Below are 15,932 nucleotides of genomic sequence, written 5' to 3' on the forward strand. Positions count from 1 at the left end.
TCATTCCCTCAAAAAGCCATACGCCCAGACTTTGGGCTGGATTTGCTTGGCTAGGGCGTTGAGCGTGTCTTTGAGGGCGGCATAGAGGGTTTTATAGTGTTCATCTTTAGATGTGCTGGGGGGGTTAAGCACGCCCCGAGCATTGCGTCCGCTGAAAAATTCCTTGATGTCATAGAGTCCGGCATTGGGGTTATAATCTTGGGTGTGCCCGGCTTGGTGGTGGTAATAGGCATACAGAGCCTGCCCGGCTTGCAAGAGTTCAAGGGCTAGGGGGCTAAAGGTGGGGGGCGTATTAAGGGGGCTAAAGAGGTGGGCTTTTGGCTTGCCCTTTAGAAAATCTAGGAGGGCATGGCTTTTATAGGCGGCTTTGGCATTAATAGAGGTTTCGCTAAAGGGGATGAAGTGGTTGATCCCATGCACACAAGAGATGCGGTTTTTGGAGTGCAAAAGCATGAAAGCCAAGCAATCATGTAAAAATTCCAAATCATGTTGCCATGTATCATTATAGGGGGCGTGGAATTGATCGTTATGGTTGATCCATGTGTGGGGGGTGCAATGCCGCACGGCGAAATAGACAGACATGGGGAGGAGGTTTTTAGCACTCACGCAAGTAAAAAGGTGTTTTTTAATGTCATTGGGGCTTAGGGTGTTGGTAAAAAATATGGTGCTATTGTTTTGCATGTCTGAGCCTGCCATACGCATATAGGCTAGGGTGTCGCCTTTTTTGTCATAAAAGCCCCGCAACCACTCTATAATGCTTTTGGTGCGATCCAAATGCGCCCCAAACCCCTTGACCCCCAAAAAATTCCCCGCCAAATCGTAAATGTCTAAGAAAATGGGGGGATTAAGAGAAGTTAGGGTAAAATCGGTGTGCCCCCGCTTTGGGGGCAAATCCGGAACAAGGGAGTTAGCATGCGCAAGAATGCTAAAGACTCCATGCCCGTATTGTATATCAAGGTCTCTTTTTTGGGGCTTAAAATCTTGATTTACAAGAAAGGTTGATGGGTCTCCCCCCTCTTGGGGGGCTTCTAACTCTGGGTTTTTTGGGTAAGCCCCACGCCCCAAATCCCACACCAAAAACCCGATGGGGAAACTCCCCTTGACATTATCAAAACTAGAGGCTGGGACCATAAAGCCCCCCAAAAAACGCGCCTTAAAATGTGCTCTAAAAGTTTTGAAATTAGAGGAGTTTAAGTATTTGAGCGTGGAGAAACTGGCTAAGATGGGACCATGGATTTTAAGGGGGGATTTAGTAGAATCAGTGTGCCCCTGTAAGGGGGCAACATCCCACTTTAAGGAGCCAGCCATGGCTAAACATGGTAAGGGCTCTGAGCGCGTATTATACATTAAGCTCTCTTTTTTAGGGCTTAAGTTTGTGTGGTATAGTCGTTCATAAGAGCTCTCCCCCGCAAGGGGGGCTTCTTTTGGTTGGGATTTGACAAGGGCGATCTCTTTAATAATCCGCATGAAAAATTGGGCGAATAATTCGTTTTTTGCCTTGCCCAATTCTTTAGCATAAGTCTTAGCCATGGGCGAATTAGCTACGCCCCCTTTATTCCTACCCGTTTTGGCAATTTGGGTCTTGCTCCCGGCTTCGGCATAGGGGGGGTTGATGTAAATGATGAGTTTGGCGCATTTATTGGGGTCTTTTAAGATGGCTTGTAGTGTGTCTGGGAGTTTGTCAAACGAGTCGTCTAAAAAGTCAAATTTGAAAATGTGATCTTCTAAGATGGGGAGTTGCTTGTTTGCTGCCCTTTGTTTTAAAATCCCCACATCGTTTTGATCTAGGGTGCTCGCATAAATGCGTTCGGGGTTACTCAGTCCCAAGAGTAAATTACCCGTGCCAGCGGCTAAATCCCAGATGTAATATTCCTCTTGGAAATGCGCCCCCAAGCACGCCCGCAAATATTCTTGCGACTTTTCCACCCAAATTTTGGGGGTGAAAAACGCCCCCTTGCGTTCTCTCACATCTAGGGGCACTAAAAGATCGCGTCTCTCTAAGATATGATCCCAAAACTCCTGTGCGGGTGGGCGTTTATAAACGCTCCAAAACTCCTTGTGGGCTTGTTGGTTGTCCTTAAAGCCCGTGCTGTCGAAGTTAAAAAACCCGGCTAGATTTTGGATTTTATTGAAAGCATAATGATCGTTTTTTAAAAGCGTGTTGAGATTGTCTGGCAAGGTGTTATTTTCTGCGCTCAACAAATCGGCTAGATAAAAATCTGTATCTAAAATATCCCCCGCCTTTTTCCAATCAATGCTGATACTGGGTTTGACACTCTCTAACCACTTGTGATAGACATGCACAAAGTTATTCGTGTCAATGGGGATTTGCTCCAAAGGGGTATGGGCTAGGTTTTTAACAAATTCTGTCAGTTCTTTTTCTTGGGTGGCAAATTGGAAGTAAAGGGGCTTGAAGAAATCTTGAAAAAGTTGGTGGCATTGCAAAAACTCGGGGCTGTTGTGGTTGCTGGGCGTGGTGTTAAAATTGATGTCTTGGTAAAAAAGGGCGCTCATATCCGAGTCGTAACGCACAAAGGCAAAACAATAAGCGTCAAAAACCCCCAAGTAAAGCGGGGTTTCATGCGTGAAAAACCGGTGTTTGCCAATGGTTAAGAGTAATTGCGTGAAAGACTTTTGCAGATCGCTTTTGCCCTTCTTGCCCTCCGCCCAGATCAGGGGGATCAAGCCTTGCGGGTGTTTCTTGCTGATCACAAAGTCGATCTTGTGTGCGCTGTAGGCAAAACTCTTAAAATAGCGTTGGTAAAGTGCCGCTTTTAGGGGCTCTTCAGAGAGGGTTTGGAAATTATAATTTTGCATGCCCCATTGTAGCCAATATTAGGCAATGGTTATGGATTTTTCAAAATGGCGTGGTGTTTTTCTAGCAAGTAAGCGGGGTGATAGCCCATTTTGGCCTGCCTTAAGCCCTCAATGCCCAAATCTTCCTCCCGATTGACCCATGCACAAGTAGAAAAGGCATGGGCTAAAAGTTGTTGGTTGATCATCTGGTAAGCCCCACGCACATGGGGGCTGGCTTTTTCAATGTGGATTAAAGCCATGTCTTTTTGGATCATTTCTCCAAAACTCATCGCCACGATTTTATCCCCAATTTTGATCACCCCCCCTTGCATGCCCAGCTGGTCATAGACTTGCAAGGCTTCTAAGATGCCTTTATGTTCTTGGGCTAGCCCCACATCTTGGGGATCATCTAGGGCATGCCATTCTTGCAAAACTTCCATGAGCGGGTCTATATTGTGGGGGCTAATGGACTCAAAGCTAAAATGCGGGTGAGTTTTTAAAAATGCATTGAGGTGGTTTTTCTTTTTATGGAATTTCTTACCACTTAGGGTGATGAGCTCAGACACGCTGTAAATGTAGTCAAAGCGATCCCGTATGGGCGTGATTGCAAAGGCATTGGGGAAAAATGCTTCTAGCTGGGCTACATGTTGGCTTTGCAGGGCGCGTAATTCTAGGGGGTGGGGGGCATGCGCGATCAAAGCTTGCAAGACGGCTTTTTTATCCCCAAGCCCGATGGGGTAAAAATAAAAGGGGGCTTGATCGGGGTATTTAGTGGCAATAATCAAGCAATCATGGATGATCGTGTAGCTAATTTCTCTGGCTTTACGCCACAGATATAAATTATTAAAATGCACATCAGAAACGCCAAAGGCATCACGGGCTAAAAAACCATCAATCAGGGGTTTATCAGCAAGTCCAATGGGTTTAAAATCCAAATCGAGGCTCCACACTGGCATAAGTGCCCAAATTGGTGGGTTGGCAAAAAGTGAGGGCATCTAGGATACTTTGGGGGGCTGAGGTGTGTGCCACTTCTAATAATAGGTGCGTGCCCAAAGGGTGGGCATGGCAGAGTTTAGCAGGCTTGAGGCTTTGGGTTAAAAATTCTAGGGTTGCATGCAAGCAATACAGCGCACTTTTTTTCTCTAAGATGTCCTCCGCATGCAGGGCAAAATCCGCCCTAGCCACCACCAAATACCAACGCTTAGCAAATTCCAAAGAGTGGATCGCCTTGATTTTACCAGCAAGCAGGGCAGGTATCATGTCTTTTAAGCACTCTTGCACTAAGAACGCCCCAAAGTCTATCCCCCCTTCTTGCAGGGCTTGGATCAAAGCTGGGGGGTCTAATTCCTGCAAAGATGCACTTTGCCCAAAGGCACGGCGTATATCCCCCTCCAAACCACAAAACCCGATTTTCTCTGGACCTAGCAAACTGCGTGAAACCCCTAAGATTTCCGTAAAAATGCTCTCCAAGCCCTTACCCACTCCCTTAAAAATCTGGGCTTCACGCACGGGATAGTAGCTCTTGAGCCCCAAGCTTTGCTTGTGCTGGGCGATTTGGCGCGCGATTTGCAAGCGTTGTTGCAACAATGTGCTAATTTGTTGATCCAAATGATCGATTTGAGCGCGGCTTTGCCCTAAATTCTCCACGCCCAAACAACCCAACTCATCGCTGATCATGTGGGCTAATTTTTCTTTGGGTTTAAGCACTTTAAGCATGCCTTGGCTTAAGCCTAACTCTAGGATTTTAGGGCGGCTATTATAATGGCTAGCCATGCTCGCCCCATAAGCCCCCACTTTATCTAGGATCACCAAGTCTCCCCGTTTAAGCGTGGGTAATTGCACCCCCCTAGCAAAGCAATCCGCACTTTCACAAATGGGTCCCACTAGATCGTAAGTTTGTTTGGGGTTAGTTGGATCGCTGGTGGTGTAGATGGGGTGGGTGGCTTGGTAGAGGGCAGGGCGTAAAAAATCATTCATCCCCGCATCGATGATCGCAAAATGCTTGCGTTCATTGTGCTTGGTGTATTGGACTTGGCTAACCAGCACCCCGCTATCCCCGACAATTTTACGCCCGGGCTCACAGATGATGGTTAAATCTAATTCCTTGAGGGCTTGGAAAATGGCACTAGCATAGGCATTCAAATCGATTAAGCTTTGATTTTGCTCTTGGCTATAATCAATCCCAAGCCCCCCGCCCACATCAAAAAATTTGAGCTCCACCCCACTAGCCACCAAAAAACGCGCCAACGCCCCCATCTTGGTGCAAGCCTCGCTTAAGGGGGCTAGGTCGGTGAGCTGGGAGCCAATATGAAATTGCATCGCAATTGGCTCTAAAAAAGCGGACTGCTTGGCAAACATGAACATCTGCACCGCTTCTTTTTCCTCCACCCCGAATTTATTTTCCCAAAGTCCAGTAGAGATATAGGGGTGGGTGAGTGCGTCAATATTAGGATTGACACGCACAGAGATACGGGCTTGTAGCCCCAAATTGCGGGCGATACGCTCGATCAAATGCAATTCTGCAAAGGACTCCACATTTAAAAATAAAATCTTGCTAGTGAGGGCAAGGCTGATTTCATGTTCTAATTTACCCACCCCGCTAAAAATGATGTGGTAGGGCTTGATCCCAGCTAAAAGGGCTTTACGCACTTCATAGATGGAAACACAATCAGCCCCACAGCCCAATTTTGCCAAGTGTTGCAAGAGGGCTAAATTAGAATTAGCCTTGAGCGCATAGCAAATTAAGGATTTTTTGCCCTTGAAAACTTCTTTAAAATCGGCAAACCTACTTTCTATGCGATCCAAATCGTAGAGATAAAAGGGCGTGGCATGTTGGGTGGCGATCTCTTGGATTTGGGCTAGCTCCAGCATGGGGGGTTTAAGAAATCTTTTGGGCTTGTAGGGCTTTGAGGGCGTGGGCTTCCCCGATCTCAAAGGCTTTTTTGTTGAGCTCGGCTACTTTTGCGGGGACTTTAGAGATCATCGTTTGGATCACCTGATTGCGATCCACGCATTCCATTAAAATAGTCGTGATCGCCAACGCTACCACCGATTGCGTGATGATATTACCCACCTCATCTTTAGCGATGCTAATAATGGGGATTTTATAAAGTTGCAAGCGCGCTTCATCTTGTGCGCTGGGTTTGACAAGGTTGGGATCGACCACCACAACCCCCCCATCTTTGACATCGTCCTTAAACAGTATGTAGCTACTTTGTGCCACAGAGAGCATAAAATCAATCTCCCCACTTTTGGCATAGGGGTAAATGATCTCCTCAGAGTTCAAAATAATATCCACTTTGGTGGGTCCGCCCCTAACTTGGCTGGTGTAGGTAGAAGTCTTGGTGCCAAACCCTCCCGAGGCGATCTTAGCTTCTGCCAAAATTTCACCGGCTAAAAGCACCCCCTGCCCCCCCACGCCCGTAAATCGTAATTGCAATTCCATGTTAGCTCCTCTCTTTTTTAGCCTTTTTGATCACGCCCGCATACGCCTCGCAATATTCCACTTTAGATAGGTCTTGTTTTAAAATGCCCGTGGGGTATTTATCCTCCCTCTCTTCAGGGCTTAACTGCTCATACGCACGTTGGCTCACCAGCCTAGAGGCGATCCATTCCAAAGTTTGGGCGGCTTGTGCCATTTTATTTTTACGCCCCAAATTGATATGGCAATTACTATGCACATCCACAAAGCTAAAGCCCTTGTGCTTAAAGCCCTCTACTAGCACCCGTTCTAGCTTTTTAGGGTCTAAAACACTCTCACGGGCTACAAAGGTTGCCCCAGCCGCCATGGTGATCTGGCATGGATCAAAGTGGTTATCAATATTGCCACTTTGAGCGGTTACCGTCCACATGCCATTGGGCGTGGTGGGGGAGGTTTGCGAATTAGTCAGCCCGTAGATGAAGTTATTCACCAAAACCAAGTTTAAATCAATGTTACGCCTACAAGCGTGGATGGTGTGGTTGCCTCCAATGGCAAAGCTATCCCCATCGCCAGAGACCACGATCACATGCTTACTGGGGTTGGCCATTTTGATCCCGGTGGCATAGGCTAATGCGCGCCCATGCGTGGTGTGCACGGTGTTACAATTCACATACGAACTCATCCGCCCGCTGCACCCAATCCCGCTCACCAAGCACACATCATCCATATTCCAGCCCAAGCTATCGATGGCACGGATAATACACTTTAAAATAACGCCATCCCCACAGCCCCAACACCAAAGCGTGGGTGTGCGCTCGACACGCAAATATTCATCGTAGTTAAACGCCATTATAACTCCTTGATTTTAGCCATGATTTGTTTGGGGCTGAAGGGTCTGCCATTGGCTTGCAATAAGCCCGTAACTTTGCGGTGCATCACATGCTCGATCTCATGGATATACTGCCCCTTATTGAGCTCGACCACCAAGATTTTTTCAAATTGCTTGCCCAGCTCTTGTAGCCGTTTGCGTGGGCTAGGCCACAGGGTCAGGGGTCTAAAAAAGCCCACTTTCTTAGGGTAATTCTGTGTTTTCAAATCCCTTAGGGCTTCTTTGATGCACAGGGCACTAGAACCATACCCGATCACCAACAAGTCCGCCCCCTCTATGTCGATCTCTTCATTCAAATTCACCGACTCTGCTTGGGAATTGATCTTATTAAAGAGGCGATCCATCAATTCGCCCCCCACTTTGGCATCCTCTGTGGGGAAGCCGATCGCATCGTGGTGCAACCCGGTTACATGGTAGCGATAACCGGTAAAAAAGGGATTGAGGATGGCAGACTCATCTAAAGGCACGCCATAGGGTTTATAATCCTTAGGATCGCCCTTAAACACACGGCGGTTAATGATACTTTTTTGCACAGCCTCCAAGTCGGGTAACTCCACCCGCCCATACATATGCCCAATGGTTTCATCCAACACCAAGAAAACCGGAGTCATGAGTTTTTCAGCCAAATTAAAGGCGCGGATGGTCTCTGTGTAGGCTTCTTGCAAGTTGCCCGGAGCCAAGGTTACAGATTGGAAATCACCATGGATGGGGTGTTTTAAAAAGCTAATATCCCCTTGTGCGACCCGTGTGGGCATGCCCGTTGAAGGACCTGAGCGCATGACATCCACGACCACTAAGGGCGTTTCAGTCATGTAAGAATAGCCGATCTGTTCCACTTTTAAAGAAATCCCCGGACCCGAGCTAGCCGTCATAGATTTTACCCCGCTCATGCTCGCCCCCAAAGCCACGCAAATCCCGCCGATCTCATCTTCCATTTGCATAAAATGCCCCTCATGGGCGGGCAAAAGCAAACTCATCGCATGCATAATATCCGAGCTGGGCGTAATGGGGTAGCCCCCAAAAAAGCGACAACCCGCATCAATAGCCGCCTGAGCGACTAATTCGTTACCATCTGAGATTAATTCTCTCATTGTCCCCTCCCTTGTGCCACACTTTCTTCTAGCAACATATAATGATTAGCGCGCACCTTGATGCCTCTTTGCTCCGCCTCTTTAGAGACTTTGGCAAACTTAAAGTCTTTTTTCTCAGCGACATAAATGGCAAAATCAGGACAACCCAATTCGCACTTGCAACACCCAATACAGCTCTCTGGGTAGGCGACCTTAGCCACCTTACCCAAGACATGGTCTAAGCGCACACCCATGCCAAGCACCCCCGCTGGGCATACCGAGACGCATAGATCGCAGCCCTTACACCTCTGCTCATTCACCCAAACCGGCACACCCTCAGGGGCTAGCATTTTAGACATTTTAACTCCTTATGCCCTTAGATCGTTTAAAATTTGGAGTCAGCATGCTAGCATTTAAATACTGAATTAGAACTAACAAGAAGGGCTTTATGTGGGACTTGGCACACTCTGCAACAAATTTGTAGATTGTGGGATCATCTAAACCCAGCACCACCTTCAGGGTTTGGATAGGTTGAGGGCCTGGGAGCATAAATCTTTCCATGCCGAATCAAGAGGGATATTCAAGCAAGATTGAAAGTTTTCTTGAGCCCCTTTTAGATCATTTTCTTGTCTTAAAATGGTGGCTTTGCTATACAAAACCCTTTGGCGATCTTTGGGATCGAGGTTTCTATCTAAAAGGGCGTTGCTTTCTTGCAAGGCTTCTTGGAGTTTGTCCCCTCTGATCAATGCGCTGATAAGCTGTTCTTGGGCATAGGGCGTGTAGCTGTTGTTTTTATATCGTTTTTGCAAAGCGATAAGATTTTTAGCGTAGATTTCTAAAGTGGTGGGGTTGTTCTTGCTCTTGCCTTCATACTCAAGCAAAAACGCATAAACCTCAATCATGCGTTCATCGTCTTTGAAGTGTTCTTGCAATTTATTATAAATCTTAAAAGCCTCTGGGGCGTTATTGGTTTGCATGTAGTCAAAAAACAAGGTAAAGGCGATGTCATAATATTTTTCTTGCTTGTTGAGGGTGGCTAGCATGAATGCGTCTTTGGCTGCCAGCACGGAGTCTGGGTAATTATTGAGCGCATAGAGGTTGCGCCCTGCTCGATAGAGCCAAGCGAGCTTATTGGGTGTATTGTGTTGCAATGCCCCTTGAGAGAAGATGGCGGCTTGTTGGTAGAGGGCGGCATCATAAAGACAATCAAAGGCACTTAATTGCTTAGGAGGATCGAAGTTTTTAGGTTCTAGGGGGTGGATTTGCACCGCATAGGTGTTAAATCTGGGGCAATCCCCACTTTGTAAAGCCGATCGACTCAAATGCAACAAGGCCTCTTGCATGTAGGGCGAATTGTTTTTCAAATCAGGGGCTAGGGCTAAAACCTGTGTGTAGTATTTGCGGGATAATAATAACTTGGCTTTGTGATCGAGTGCCTTTTGGTGTTCTTTGGAGCCTAGAGGGAACTCCTGTAAGATTTTGTCATAACGCGCCATTTTGTCATCAAAATTCCCATGCATGGAGAATAAAACTTCTTCATCTCTATTTTTGACCAAACCCACATGGATAGCATTATTATAGTTATCTAAATATTCTAGATTAGCGCGGTGGGCTTCATCGGGTTGGTTATTCTTGGCATAGAGTGCGCCTAGTTCAAAAGCAGCCTTTTCTTTAATGATGGGATCGTCATCTTGATCGGCTAAGAGCTGGGCGATTTTAATGGCAGGCTCAAAAATGCCTTTTGCCTTTAAGTCTAGAAGTGTTTCATAGGATTTTGCTGGGTTTTGGGCGAAAAAAAGAGGGTTGGCTTCTAAGACTTTGTCCAAGATCAGTTGGGTGTTCTTGCCCCCATTGTCTTGGAGATCAAAACGCGCCCAGTTGAAGGCAATGTTGCTCGCACTCTCAATGTCCTTTGCTTGACCATAAGCCTTCTGGAATCCAGCTAAGGCGGCACTTTTATCCCCCCGATTGCTTGCTTGCTCGGCTAAGTGCATTTGTGCGAGTGCGGCATAACGATCATGGGGATACTCCATAATAACACGCTTAAAACTCGCTACAGCTTGCAAGTCATAATTAATTTGACTATAAGCTTTACCCATCATGTAGAGCACATGGGGGACTTGGGAATCAGCGGGGTAGAATTTAAGCCATTGGTTTGCAATTTGGATGACTAAGTCTTGTTTCTTTTTGAGGCTACTCAAAGCAATCATCTCATAGAGGTAGAGGTCTTTTTTAAAGAGGGTGTTAGGATAAACCCTAAAGATACGGCTAATGGCTTTGAGGGCTTGCAGATATTCTTTTTGCTGGATGGATTGTTTCACGCCCAAATATTCTTCTAAATCCTGCCCCTTAGAGTAGGTGAGGGGTTTATTATCCACATCTAATTCTTGGATCAAGGGGGTTTGGGCATTTTCAATGAGAATGGGGAAATTGATTCCTTGATTGGAAGCCACTAGGGGGTTTTGTGGAGTCAAAAAGGGGATTTTGCTATGATAGCCCACAATCTGCCATGTTTTAGACATATTAGGTTTAAGTTTTTGGATAGGGATGTGTCGTTTATAGTCATAGGGGATGGCAAAGAGTTTTTCTTTAAATTTGGGCTTGATGTGCAAATGAAAAACCCGCTCTTGCATGGTGTAGGAGATGCTGAAAAACTCGGTATCCACAGGCGTGAAACCAGCTTTGGGAATGGCATCTATAATACAAACGATTTCTTTGGGAGGTATCTTGGCTTGCTCGCATTTAAAGGGTGTGCTGTGCGTGAGGGTGAGGGTGGCAAAATCTTGTTCTTTTTCCCGCCCCTTAGTGATGGTCATGTTCAGGGCGTTTAAAAACGCGCCCCACAGAAGCAAAAGAGCAATGGCTTTTAGCATTGATTCAAGGCATCAAAAGGCGGAAGGGCCACACCCAAGCAGGGGTTACCCCTAACCCCCAGTAAAAGCCCAAACCGATTAAGGGGCATACAGACAGGATCGCCATCAAAATGCCCAACGCGCTAATAGCAGGGCTTGCGTTGCTCAAGGGGGTAGGGGTTTGCGGGGCGGGTTTGAAAAACATCGCCACCAAGATTTTAAAATAATATGCCACGCTGATTGCGCTGTTGATCACAATCACCATGGGCAAAAACATGCCTTGACTCATCAGGGCTTGTAAAACAATGAGCTTGCCCCAAAAAAGCGAAAAGGGCGGGATTCCAGCTAGGGAGAAAATAAAGATAGCCCCTAGTAAAGCCAATGCGGGGTGGGTTTTGATGAGCCCATTGAAACGCTCATAGGGGTAGGCGTAGTTGGAGGCTTGGGAGTCTTGCTTGTTGGCTAATAACCAAAAAAACGCAAACGCCCCAATATTGGTGAAGAGAAAGTAAATCCAGTAGGTGAAAACGATAGAACCATTGGTGATCACCCCCAAGAGCGCAAAGCCGGCATGGGAGATCGAGCTATAAGCCATCATGCGTTTGGCGTCCTTTTGCAAGAGGGCAAGCACATTGGGGATGGTGATGGTGAGGGCAATTAAGATTGTAGCAAGGTTTAAAATCGCGGACTCAAGTGGGGGCACTAGTGCGTAGTTTATAATGCGTATAAGAACCGCTAGCCCTGCAATTTTAGGCACAATGGAGATAAAGGCAGCAAAGACAGGGTTATTCCCCTCGTAAATATCGGGCATCCAAGTGTGGAAAGGCACTAAAGACACCTTAAAGCCCAGCGCACCGATGATAAAGGCTAAAGAAAGCGTGGTGAGCAACAGCGAATAGGTATCCGAATAATCCCCAAAATGCCAAAGCCTAAATTGCCCCGTTTTAAGATAAAACAAAGCCGCCCCCAAGACAAAGAACACGCTAGCTAGCATGCCCATTGTGAAATATTTTAAGCCCGCCTCAATGCCCACTTTTTTATTATTGAGTGCCATCAGCACGCACATCGCCAAAGACGCGCTTTCTAGACCAATGAGGATCAATAAAAGATGTTGGCTAGAAACCATCAGCTCAAAGCCAGCCACCATGAACAAATAGAGGGGGTAAAATTCAGGAGTTTGGAACTCGGCAAATCTCTCTTTGGAGAAAACCAAGATGATGAGCAACAAACTGGCCAGCACGATCAAAGTTTGGGCAATAAAGGTGATGGCATCATTGTCCAAAGCATGCCCTACCAACCATTGCTCCCATGCACCAAAATACCTGAAATTAAACCCAGACCAATGCGCCCACACAGCCAATAAATTCAGGGCTAAGAACACGATCACCAAAGAGACATTGAGGTCTCTTGAAAAACTGCGTTTAAACGCATTCAACAAGAGCAAGCAAATCCCCCCGCCCGCACTGATCAAAAGGGGCAAGAAGGTGAGCAGGTTAAACTCTTGCATGGTTTGCGTGTCTGGAAAAGAGAGTAAAGAGTCCATCATTGATCCTTAAGGGGTTGCGTTGTGTTTAACAAAACCTGCACGCTCTTTTCAATGGGTGTTAAAATGGGCTTGGGGTAAATCCCAAAAAACAAAATGGCGGCAATCAGGGTGCCTAAGATGAATTTTTCACGCCCGCATAAATCCTTGAGGGCTTGGGAAGGGCGATTAGGCACGCCAAAAAAGACTTTTTTATACAGATTGAGCATGTAGATGGCAGATAAAATGATGGTGCTCCCGGCTAGTAGGGTGATCAAAGGAGAGACATTAAAAAAGCCCAGCAAGCTTAAAAACTCGCCCACAAAGCCACTGGTTAAGGGCATGCCCACATTAGCCAGCAACACGAACATAAAACAAGTGGCAAAGGCGGGCATGGAATGTGCCACCCCTTGATAAGCCACGATTTTACTAGAGGGGTGGCGCTCATAAAGCATGCCCACCAACAAGAACAGCCCAGCACTCACTAGACCATGCGAGAACATCGTAAAGATCGCACCCCCCACGCCCTCCACATTGAGCGCATAGAGCCCCAAGAGAGCCACGCCCATGTGCGACATGGAGCTATAGGCAATCAAGCGTTTCATCTCAGTTTGCGCACAAGCCAAAATGCCCGCATAGATCACCATGCACAGGGCTAGCAAACTCAAGGGCAATAAAAAATGGGGGAGCAAATGGGGCAAGAGAGGCAAGAGCAAACGCACAAGCGCATAAGTCCCCATTTTTAAAAGCAAGGCAGAGAGCACCACCGAGCCCACAATGGGGGCATTCCCATAAGCATGGGGCATCCAGCTATGGAAGGGGAAAATGGGGATTTTAACGGCTATGCCTGCAAAGAGGGCTAAGAACACCCAAAATTGCGTTTGCAAGGGGATATAGGCACTCAAATTGGCAAAGTCGCTAAAGGTCATCCCCCAAATTGCCACTGAAGAAGGGGCTACTCCAGAACGCGCAGCCAAATAGCTTGCATAAGCCCAGTAGAGGAAACCCACCAACATGATTAAAGAGGCTAAAAAGGTGTAGATGAAAAATTTAAGCCCCGAATAGACTCGATCCTTGACCCCAAAACGCCCGATCATATAGAGCACGGGCAAGAGCGACACCTCCCAAAACACATAAAACATCAAGAGGGTTTGGGCTAAAAACACGCCCATTAAAATGCCCTCCAAGAGCAAGAGGGATAAGAGCATGTGTTTTTGGTTTTCATGCACCGCTAGGGTGGCTAGGAAAATCACTAGGGCATTGAGAATCACCAAAAAGAGCGAAATACCATCAACAGCCAATATAAAGAGAAACAGCCCATTGCCAAGCAAGTCGATATTGCTTTGGAATTGCAAATTCCCCTTGCTGTAATCAAAAAGAGACCACAGACACAGCACCAACAAAAGCTCAATACCCGCCACCACAACCGCATAGGCGCGTGCATGTTGTTCGCCAATCTTAAACATGGGTAATGCCGCCAAGAGCGGGAAGAAAACCAGCAGATTTAACAAATAACTACCTGAGCTCATACTAACTCCAAAATCTCAACAAAGCACACACCAAGAACACCAACACCCCAAGAGCCATCCACCTTAAAGCCGCGCTCAAATTCCCACTTTGCATAGGTCTTATTAAAGTGCCCACAAAGGCGGGGATTTTCACCAACGCATCGATCAACTGATCGAGCAGGCGCACCTCCACCTGACGCCACAAGAACAGACAAAAACGCAAAAACCCCCGTGCCAAACACGCATAAAGCTGGGGGATATAGTATTGGTTATAAAGCAAGTTGTAAAAAAAGCCATGCCCCTTGCCTTTGCAGATAATGCCTTTTTGGTATTTTTTAAAGGCATAGATGATCGCTGCAGAAACCAAAACAAGGCTCAAGCCCACCAACAGCCCCTTAGAGGGGTAGTAATCCAAAAAGGAGGGCACGCTGATGGCTTGGGAGACAAAATTAAAAAAGGAATGTTCAAAAAAGCCCGCCATAATGGCTAGGATCACAAGGGGCAACATGGCAGTGAGCATGAAATTGGGGGCTTCATGGGGGTGCTCGATGCTATGCACTTTGGGCGCAAAGAAAACCAACATCAAGAGCCTAAAGCTATAAAAGGCGGTGAAGAGTGCTCCAATGAGTAGAGCCAAAAAGAGCCCATGATGAGCCGATCCAAAAGCCACTTCTAAGATTTTATCTTTGGAGAAAAAGCCTGCAAAGGGGTAAATCCCACACAACGCCACAGAGGCGATAATCATAAAAATGGCGGTCATTTTCAAGGGTTTGTAAAGCCCGCCCATTTTGCTAATGTCTAACTCATCGTGCATGGCGTGCATGACATTGCCCGCCCCCAAGAACAAGAGGGCTTTAAAAAAGGCATGCGTGAAGAGGTGGAAGAGGGCGACCCAGTAAGCCCCCAATCCGGCGGCTACAAACATGTAACCTAGTTGGGAGAGCGTGGAATAGGCGATGATGCGCTTTAAATCTTTATTGACTAGAGCCATGCTCGCCCCAAATAACGCCACAAACGCCCCCAAACACGCAATGGCATAACCCACTTGGGGAATCGCACTATAAAGCGGGTGGGCGCGCACCAATAAATACACCCCTGCTGTAACCATCGTGGCGGCATGGATCAAGGCAGATACGGGCGTGGGACCCTCCATCGCATTGGCTAGCCAAGTGTGCATGGGGAATTGTGCGCTCTTACCCATCGCCCCCACAAAGAGCAAGACCCCGATCCAAAAGAGCACATAGGGGTCGATTGAGCCAATATTAGCAAAGACAACAGAATATTGGAGCGATCCCACACTCCAATACAATAACAAAATGCCCATGAGCATGCCCAAATCCGCCATGCGATTCATCACAAAGGCTTCAATGGAGGCGCTATTAGCACTACTCTTGTGATACCAAAAACCAATTAAGAGGTAAGAGCATAGCCCCACGCCCTCCCAGCCCACAAAGAGCCCTAAAAAATTATCACTCAGCACCAAAAAGAGCATGGAAAACACAAAGCCAGAGAGATAACTAAAATAGCGGTTATAGCCCTTGTCATGTTGCATGTAGCCAATGGAATAGACATGCACCAAGAAAGAAACCAAAGTTACGACCACAATCATCACGGCGTTAATGGGATCGAGCATGAAAGAAAACCCGATGCGAAAATCCCCCATGTTGATCCAATCCAGCAAAAACGCCTGATAGGAATAGCCTTGCAGTGCCTGAATCAACAACACCAAAGTACTCAAAAAGGACACAAATAAGAGCAAGGAATTAACCACCCCCACATGCAAATGCCGGCGACACCCCCCCCAAAGCCCCGCATAGATCGCCCCGCCTAAGGGCAAAAACAACACCGCTAATAAGAGCCAATACGCATCCATC

11 protein-coding genes are annotated in these 15,932 nt (G+C 46.9%); all 11 read right to left on the reverse strand.

The window, feature by feature from the left end:
• A complete protein-coding gene (locus tag C5684_RS09455) occupies positions 1 to 2,817 on the reverse strand; it encodes a hypothetical protein (protein ID WP_233708630.1) in 2,817 nt (938 codons plus the stop codon).
• Between the two features lie 29 nt (positions 2,818 to 2,846).
• Positions 2,847 to 3,752, reverse strand: a complete 906-nt coding sequence (locus C5684_RS02260) for a DUF2156 domain-containing protein (RefSeq protein WP_104639293.1) — start codon at positions 3,750 to 3,752, stop codon at positions 2,847 to 2,849.
• Entirely contained in the window at positions 3,721 to 5,730 is a 2,010-nt protein-coding gene (lysA, locus tag C5684_RS02265; protein ID WP_233708631.1) for a diaminopimelate decarboxylase, read from the reverse strand. Before lysA ends, C5684_RS02260 begins: the two co-directional genes overlap by 32 nt.
• Positions 5,675 to 6,241 carry a 2-oxoacid:acceptor oxidoreductase family protein gene (locus C5684_RS02270; protein ID WP_013891228.1) on the reverse strand — a complete coding sequence of 189 codons (567 nt, stop codon included), beginning with the start codon at positions 6,239 to 6,241 and terminating at the stop codon, positions 5,675 to 5,677. Before C5684_RS02270 ends, lysA begins: the two co-directional genes overlap by 56 nt.
• A 1-nt stretch (position 6,242) precedes the next feature.
• Entirely contained in the window at positions 6,243 to 7,067 is an 825-nt protein-coding gene (locus C5684_RS02275) for a 2-oxoglutarate ferredoxin oxidoreductase subunit beta (protein WP_104639295.1), read from the reverse strand.
• Positions 7,067 to 8,197, reverse strand: a complete 1,131-nt coding sequence (locus C5684_RS02280; RefSeq protein WP_104639296.1) for a 2-oxoglutarate synthase subunit alpha — start codon at positions 8,195 to 8,197, stop codon at positions 7,067 to 7,069. Before C5684_RS02280 ends, C5684_RS02275 begins: the two co-directional genes overlap by 1 nt.
• Entirely contained in the window at positions 8,194 to 8,535 is a 342-nt protein-coding gene (locus C5684_RS02285; RefSeq protein ID WP_013891231.1) for a 4Fe-4S binding protein, read from the reverse strand. The genes C5684_RS02280 and C5684_RS02285 overlap by 4 nt, the downstream gene beginning before the upstream one ends.
• 156 nt (positions 8,536 to 8,691) lie before the next feature.
• The gene (locus C5684_RS02290) at positions 8,692 to 11,028 is read right to left on the reverse strand and encodes a DUF7494 domain-containing protein (protein WP_233708632.1); all 2,337 of its coding nucleotides are present in this window, start codon (positions 11,026 to 11,028) and stop codon (positions 8,692 to 8,694) included.
• A 25-nt stretch (positions 11,029 to 11,053) separates the two neighbouring features.
• A complete protein-coding gene (locus tag C5684_RS02295) occupies positions 11,054 to 12,574 on the reverse strand; it encodes an NADH-quinone oxidoreductase subunit N (RefSeq protein ID WP_104639298.1) in 1,521 nt (506 codons plus the stop codon).
• Positions 12,571 to 14,079, reverse strand: coding sequence for an NADH-quinone oxidoreductase subunit M (locus C5684_RS02300; protein ID WP_104639299.1), 1,509 nt, complete (start codon positions 14,077 to 14,079; stop codon positions 12,571 to 12,573). The genes C5684_RS02295 and C5684_RS02300 overlap by 4 nt, the downstream gene beginning before the upstream one ends.
• A gap of 1 nt (position 14,080) precedes the next feature.
• Positions 14,081 to 15,931, reverse strand: a complete 1,851-nt coding sequence (gene nuoL / locus C5684_RS02305; protein ID WP_199764467.1) for an NADH-quinone oxidoreductase subunit L — start codon at positions 15,929 to 15,931, stop codon at positions 14,081 to 14,083.
• Position 15,932 lies beyond the last annotated feature (1 nt).

Source organism: Helicobacter bizzozeronii (assembly GCF_900196775.1).
GTDB lineage: Bacteria > Campylobacterota > Campylobacteria > Campylobacterales > Helicobacteraceae > Helicobacter > Helicobacter bizzozeronii.

Bases quoted from the DNA above. Each gene is read 5' to 3' on its own strand.
- C5684_RS09455 (WP_233708630.1), bottom strand. From the start codon at position 2,817: ATGCAAAATTATAATTTCCAAACCCTCTCTGAAGAGCCCCTAAAAGCG.
- C5684_RS02260 (WP_104639293.1), bottom strand. From the start codon at position 3,752: ATGCCAGTGTGGAGCCTCGATTTGGATTTTAAACCCATTGGACTTGCT.
- C5684_RS02270 (WP_013891228.1), bottom strand. From the start codon at position 6,241: ATGGAATTGCAATTACGATTTACGGGCGTGGGGGGGCAGGGGGTGCTT.
- C5684_RS02275 (WP_104639295.1), bottom strand. From the start codon at position 7,067: ATGGCGTTTAACTACGATGAATATTTGCGTGTCGAGCGCACACCCACG.
- C5684_RS02280 (WP_104639296.1), bottom strand. From the start codon at position 8,197: ATGAGAGAATTAATCTCAGATGGTAACGAATTAGTCGCTCAGGCGGCT.
- C5684_RS02285 (WP_013891231.1), bottom strand. From the start codon at position 8,535: ATGTCTAAAATGCTAGCCCCTGAGGGTGTGCCGGTTTGGGTGAATGAG.
- C5684_RS02295 (WP_104639298.1), bottom strand. From the start codon at position 12,574: ATGATGGACTCTTTACTCTCTTTTCCAGACACGCAAACCATGCAAGAG.
- C5684_RS02300 (WP_104639299.1), bottom strand. From the start codon at position 14,079: ATGAGCTCAGGTAGTTATTTGTTAAATCTGCTGGTTTTCTTCCCGCTC.
- nuoL (WP_199764467.1), bottom strand. From the start codon at position 15,931: ATGGATGCGTATTGGCTCTTATTAGCGGTGTTGTTTTTGCCCTTAGGC.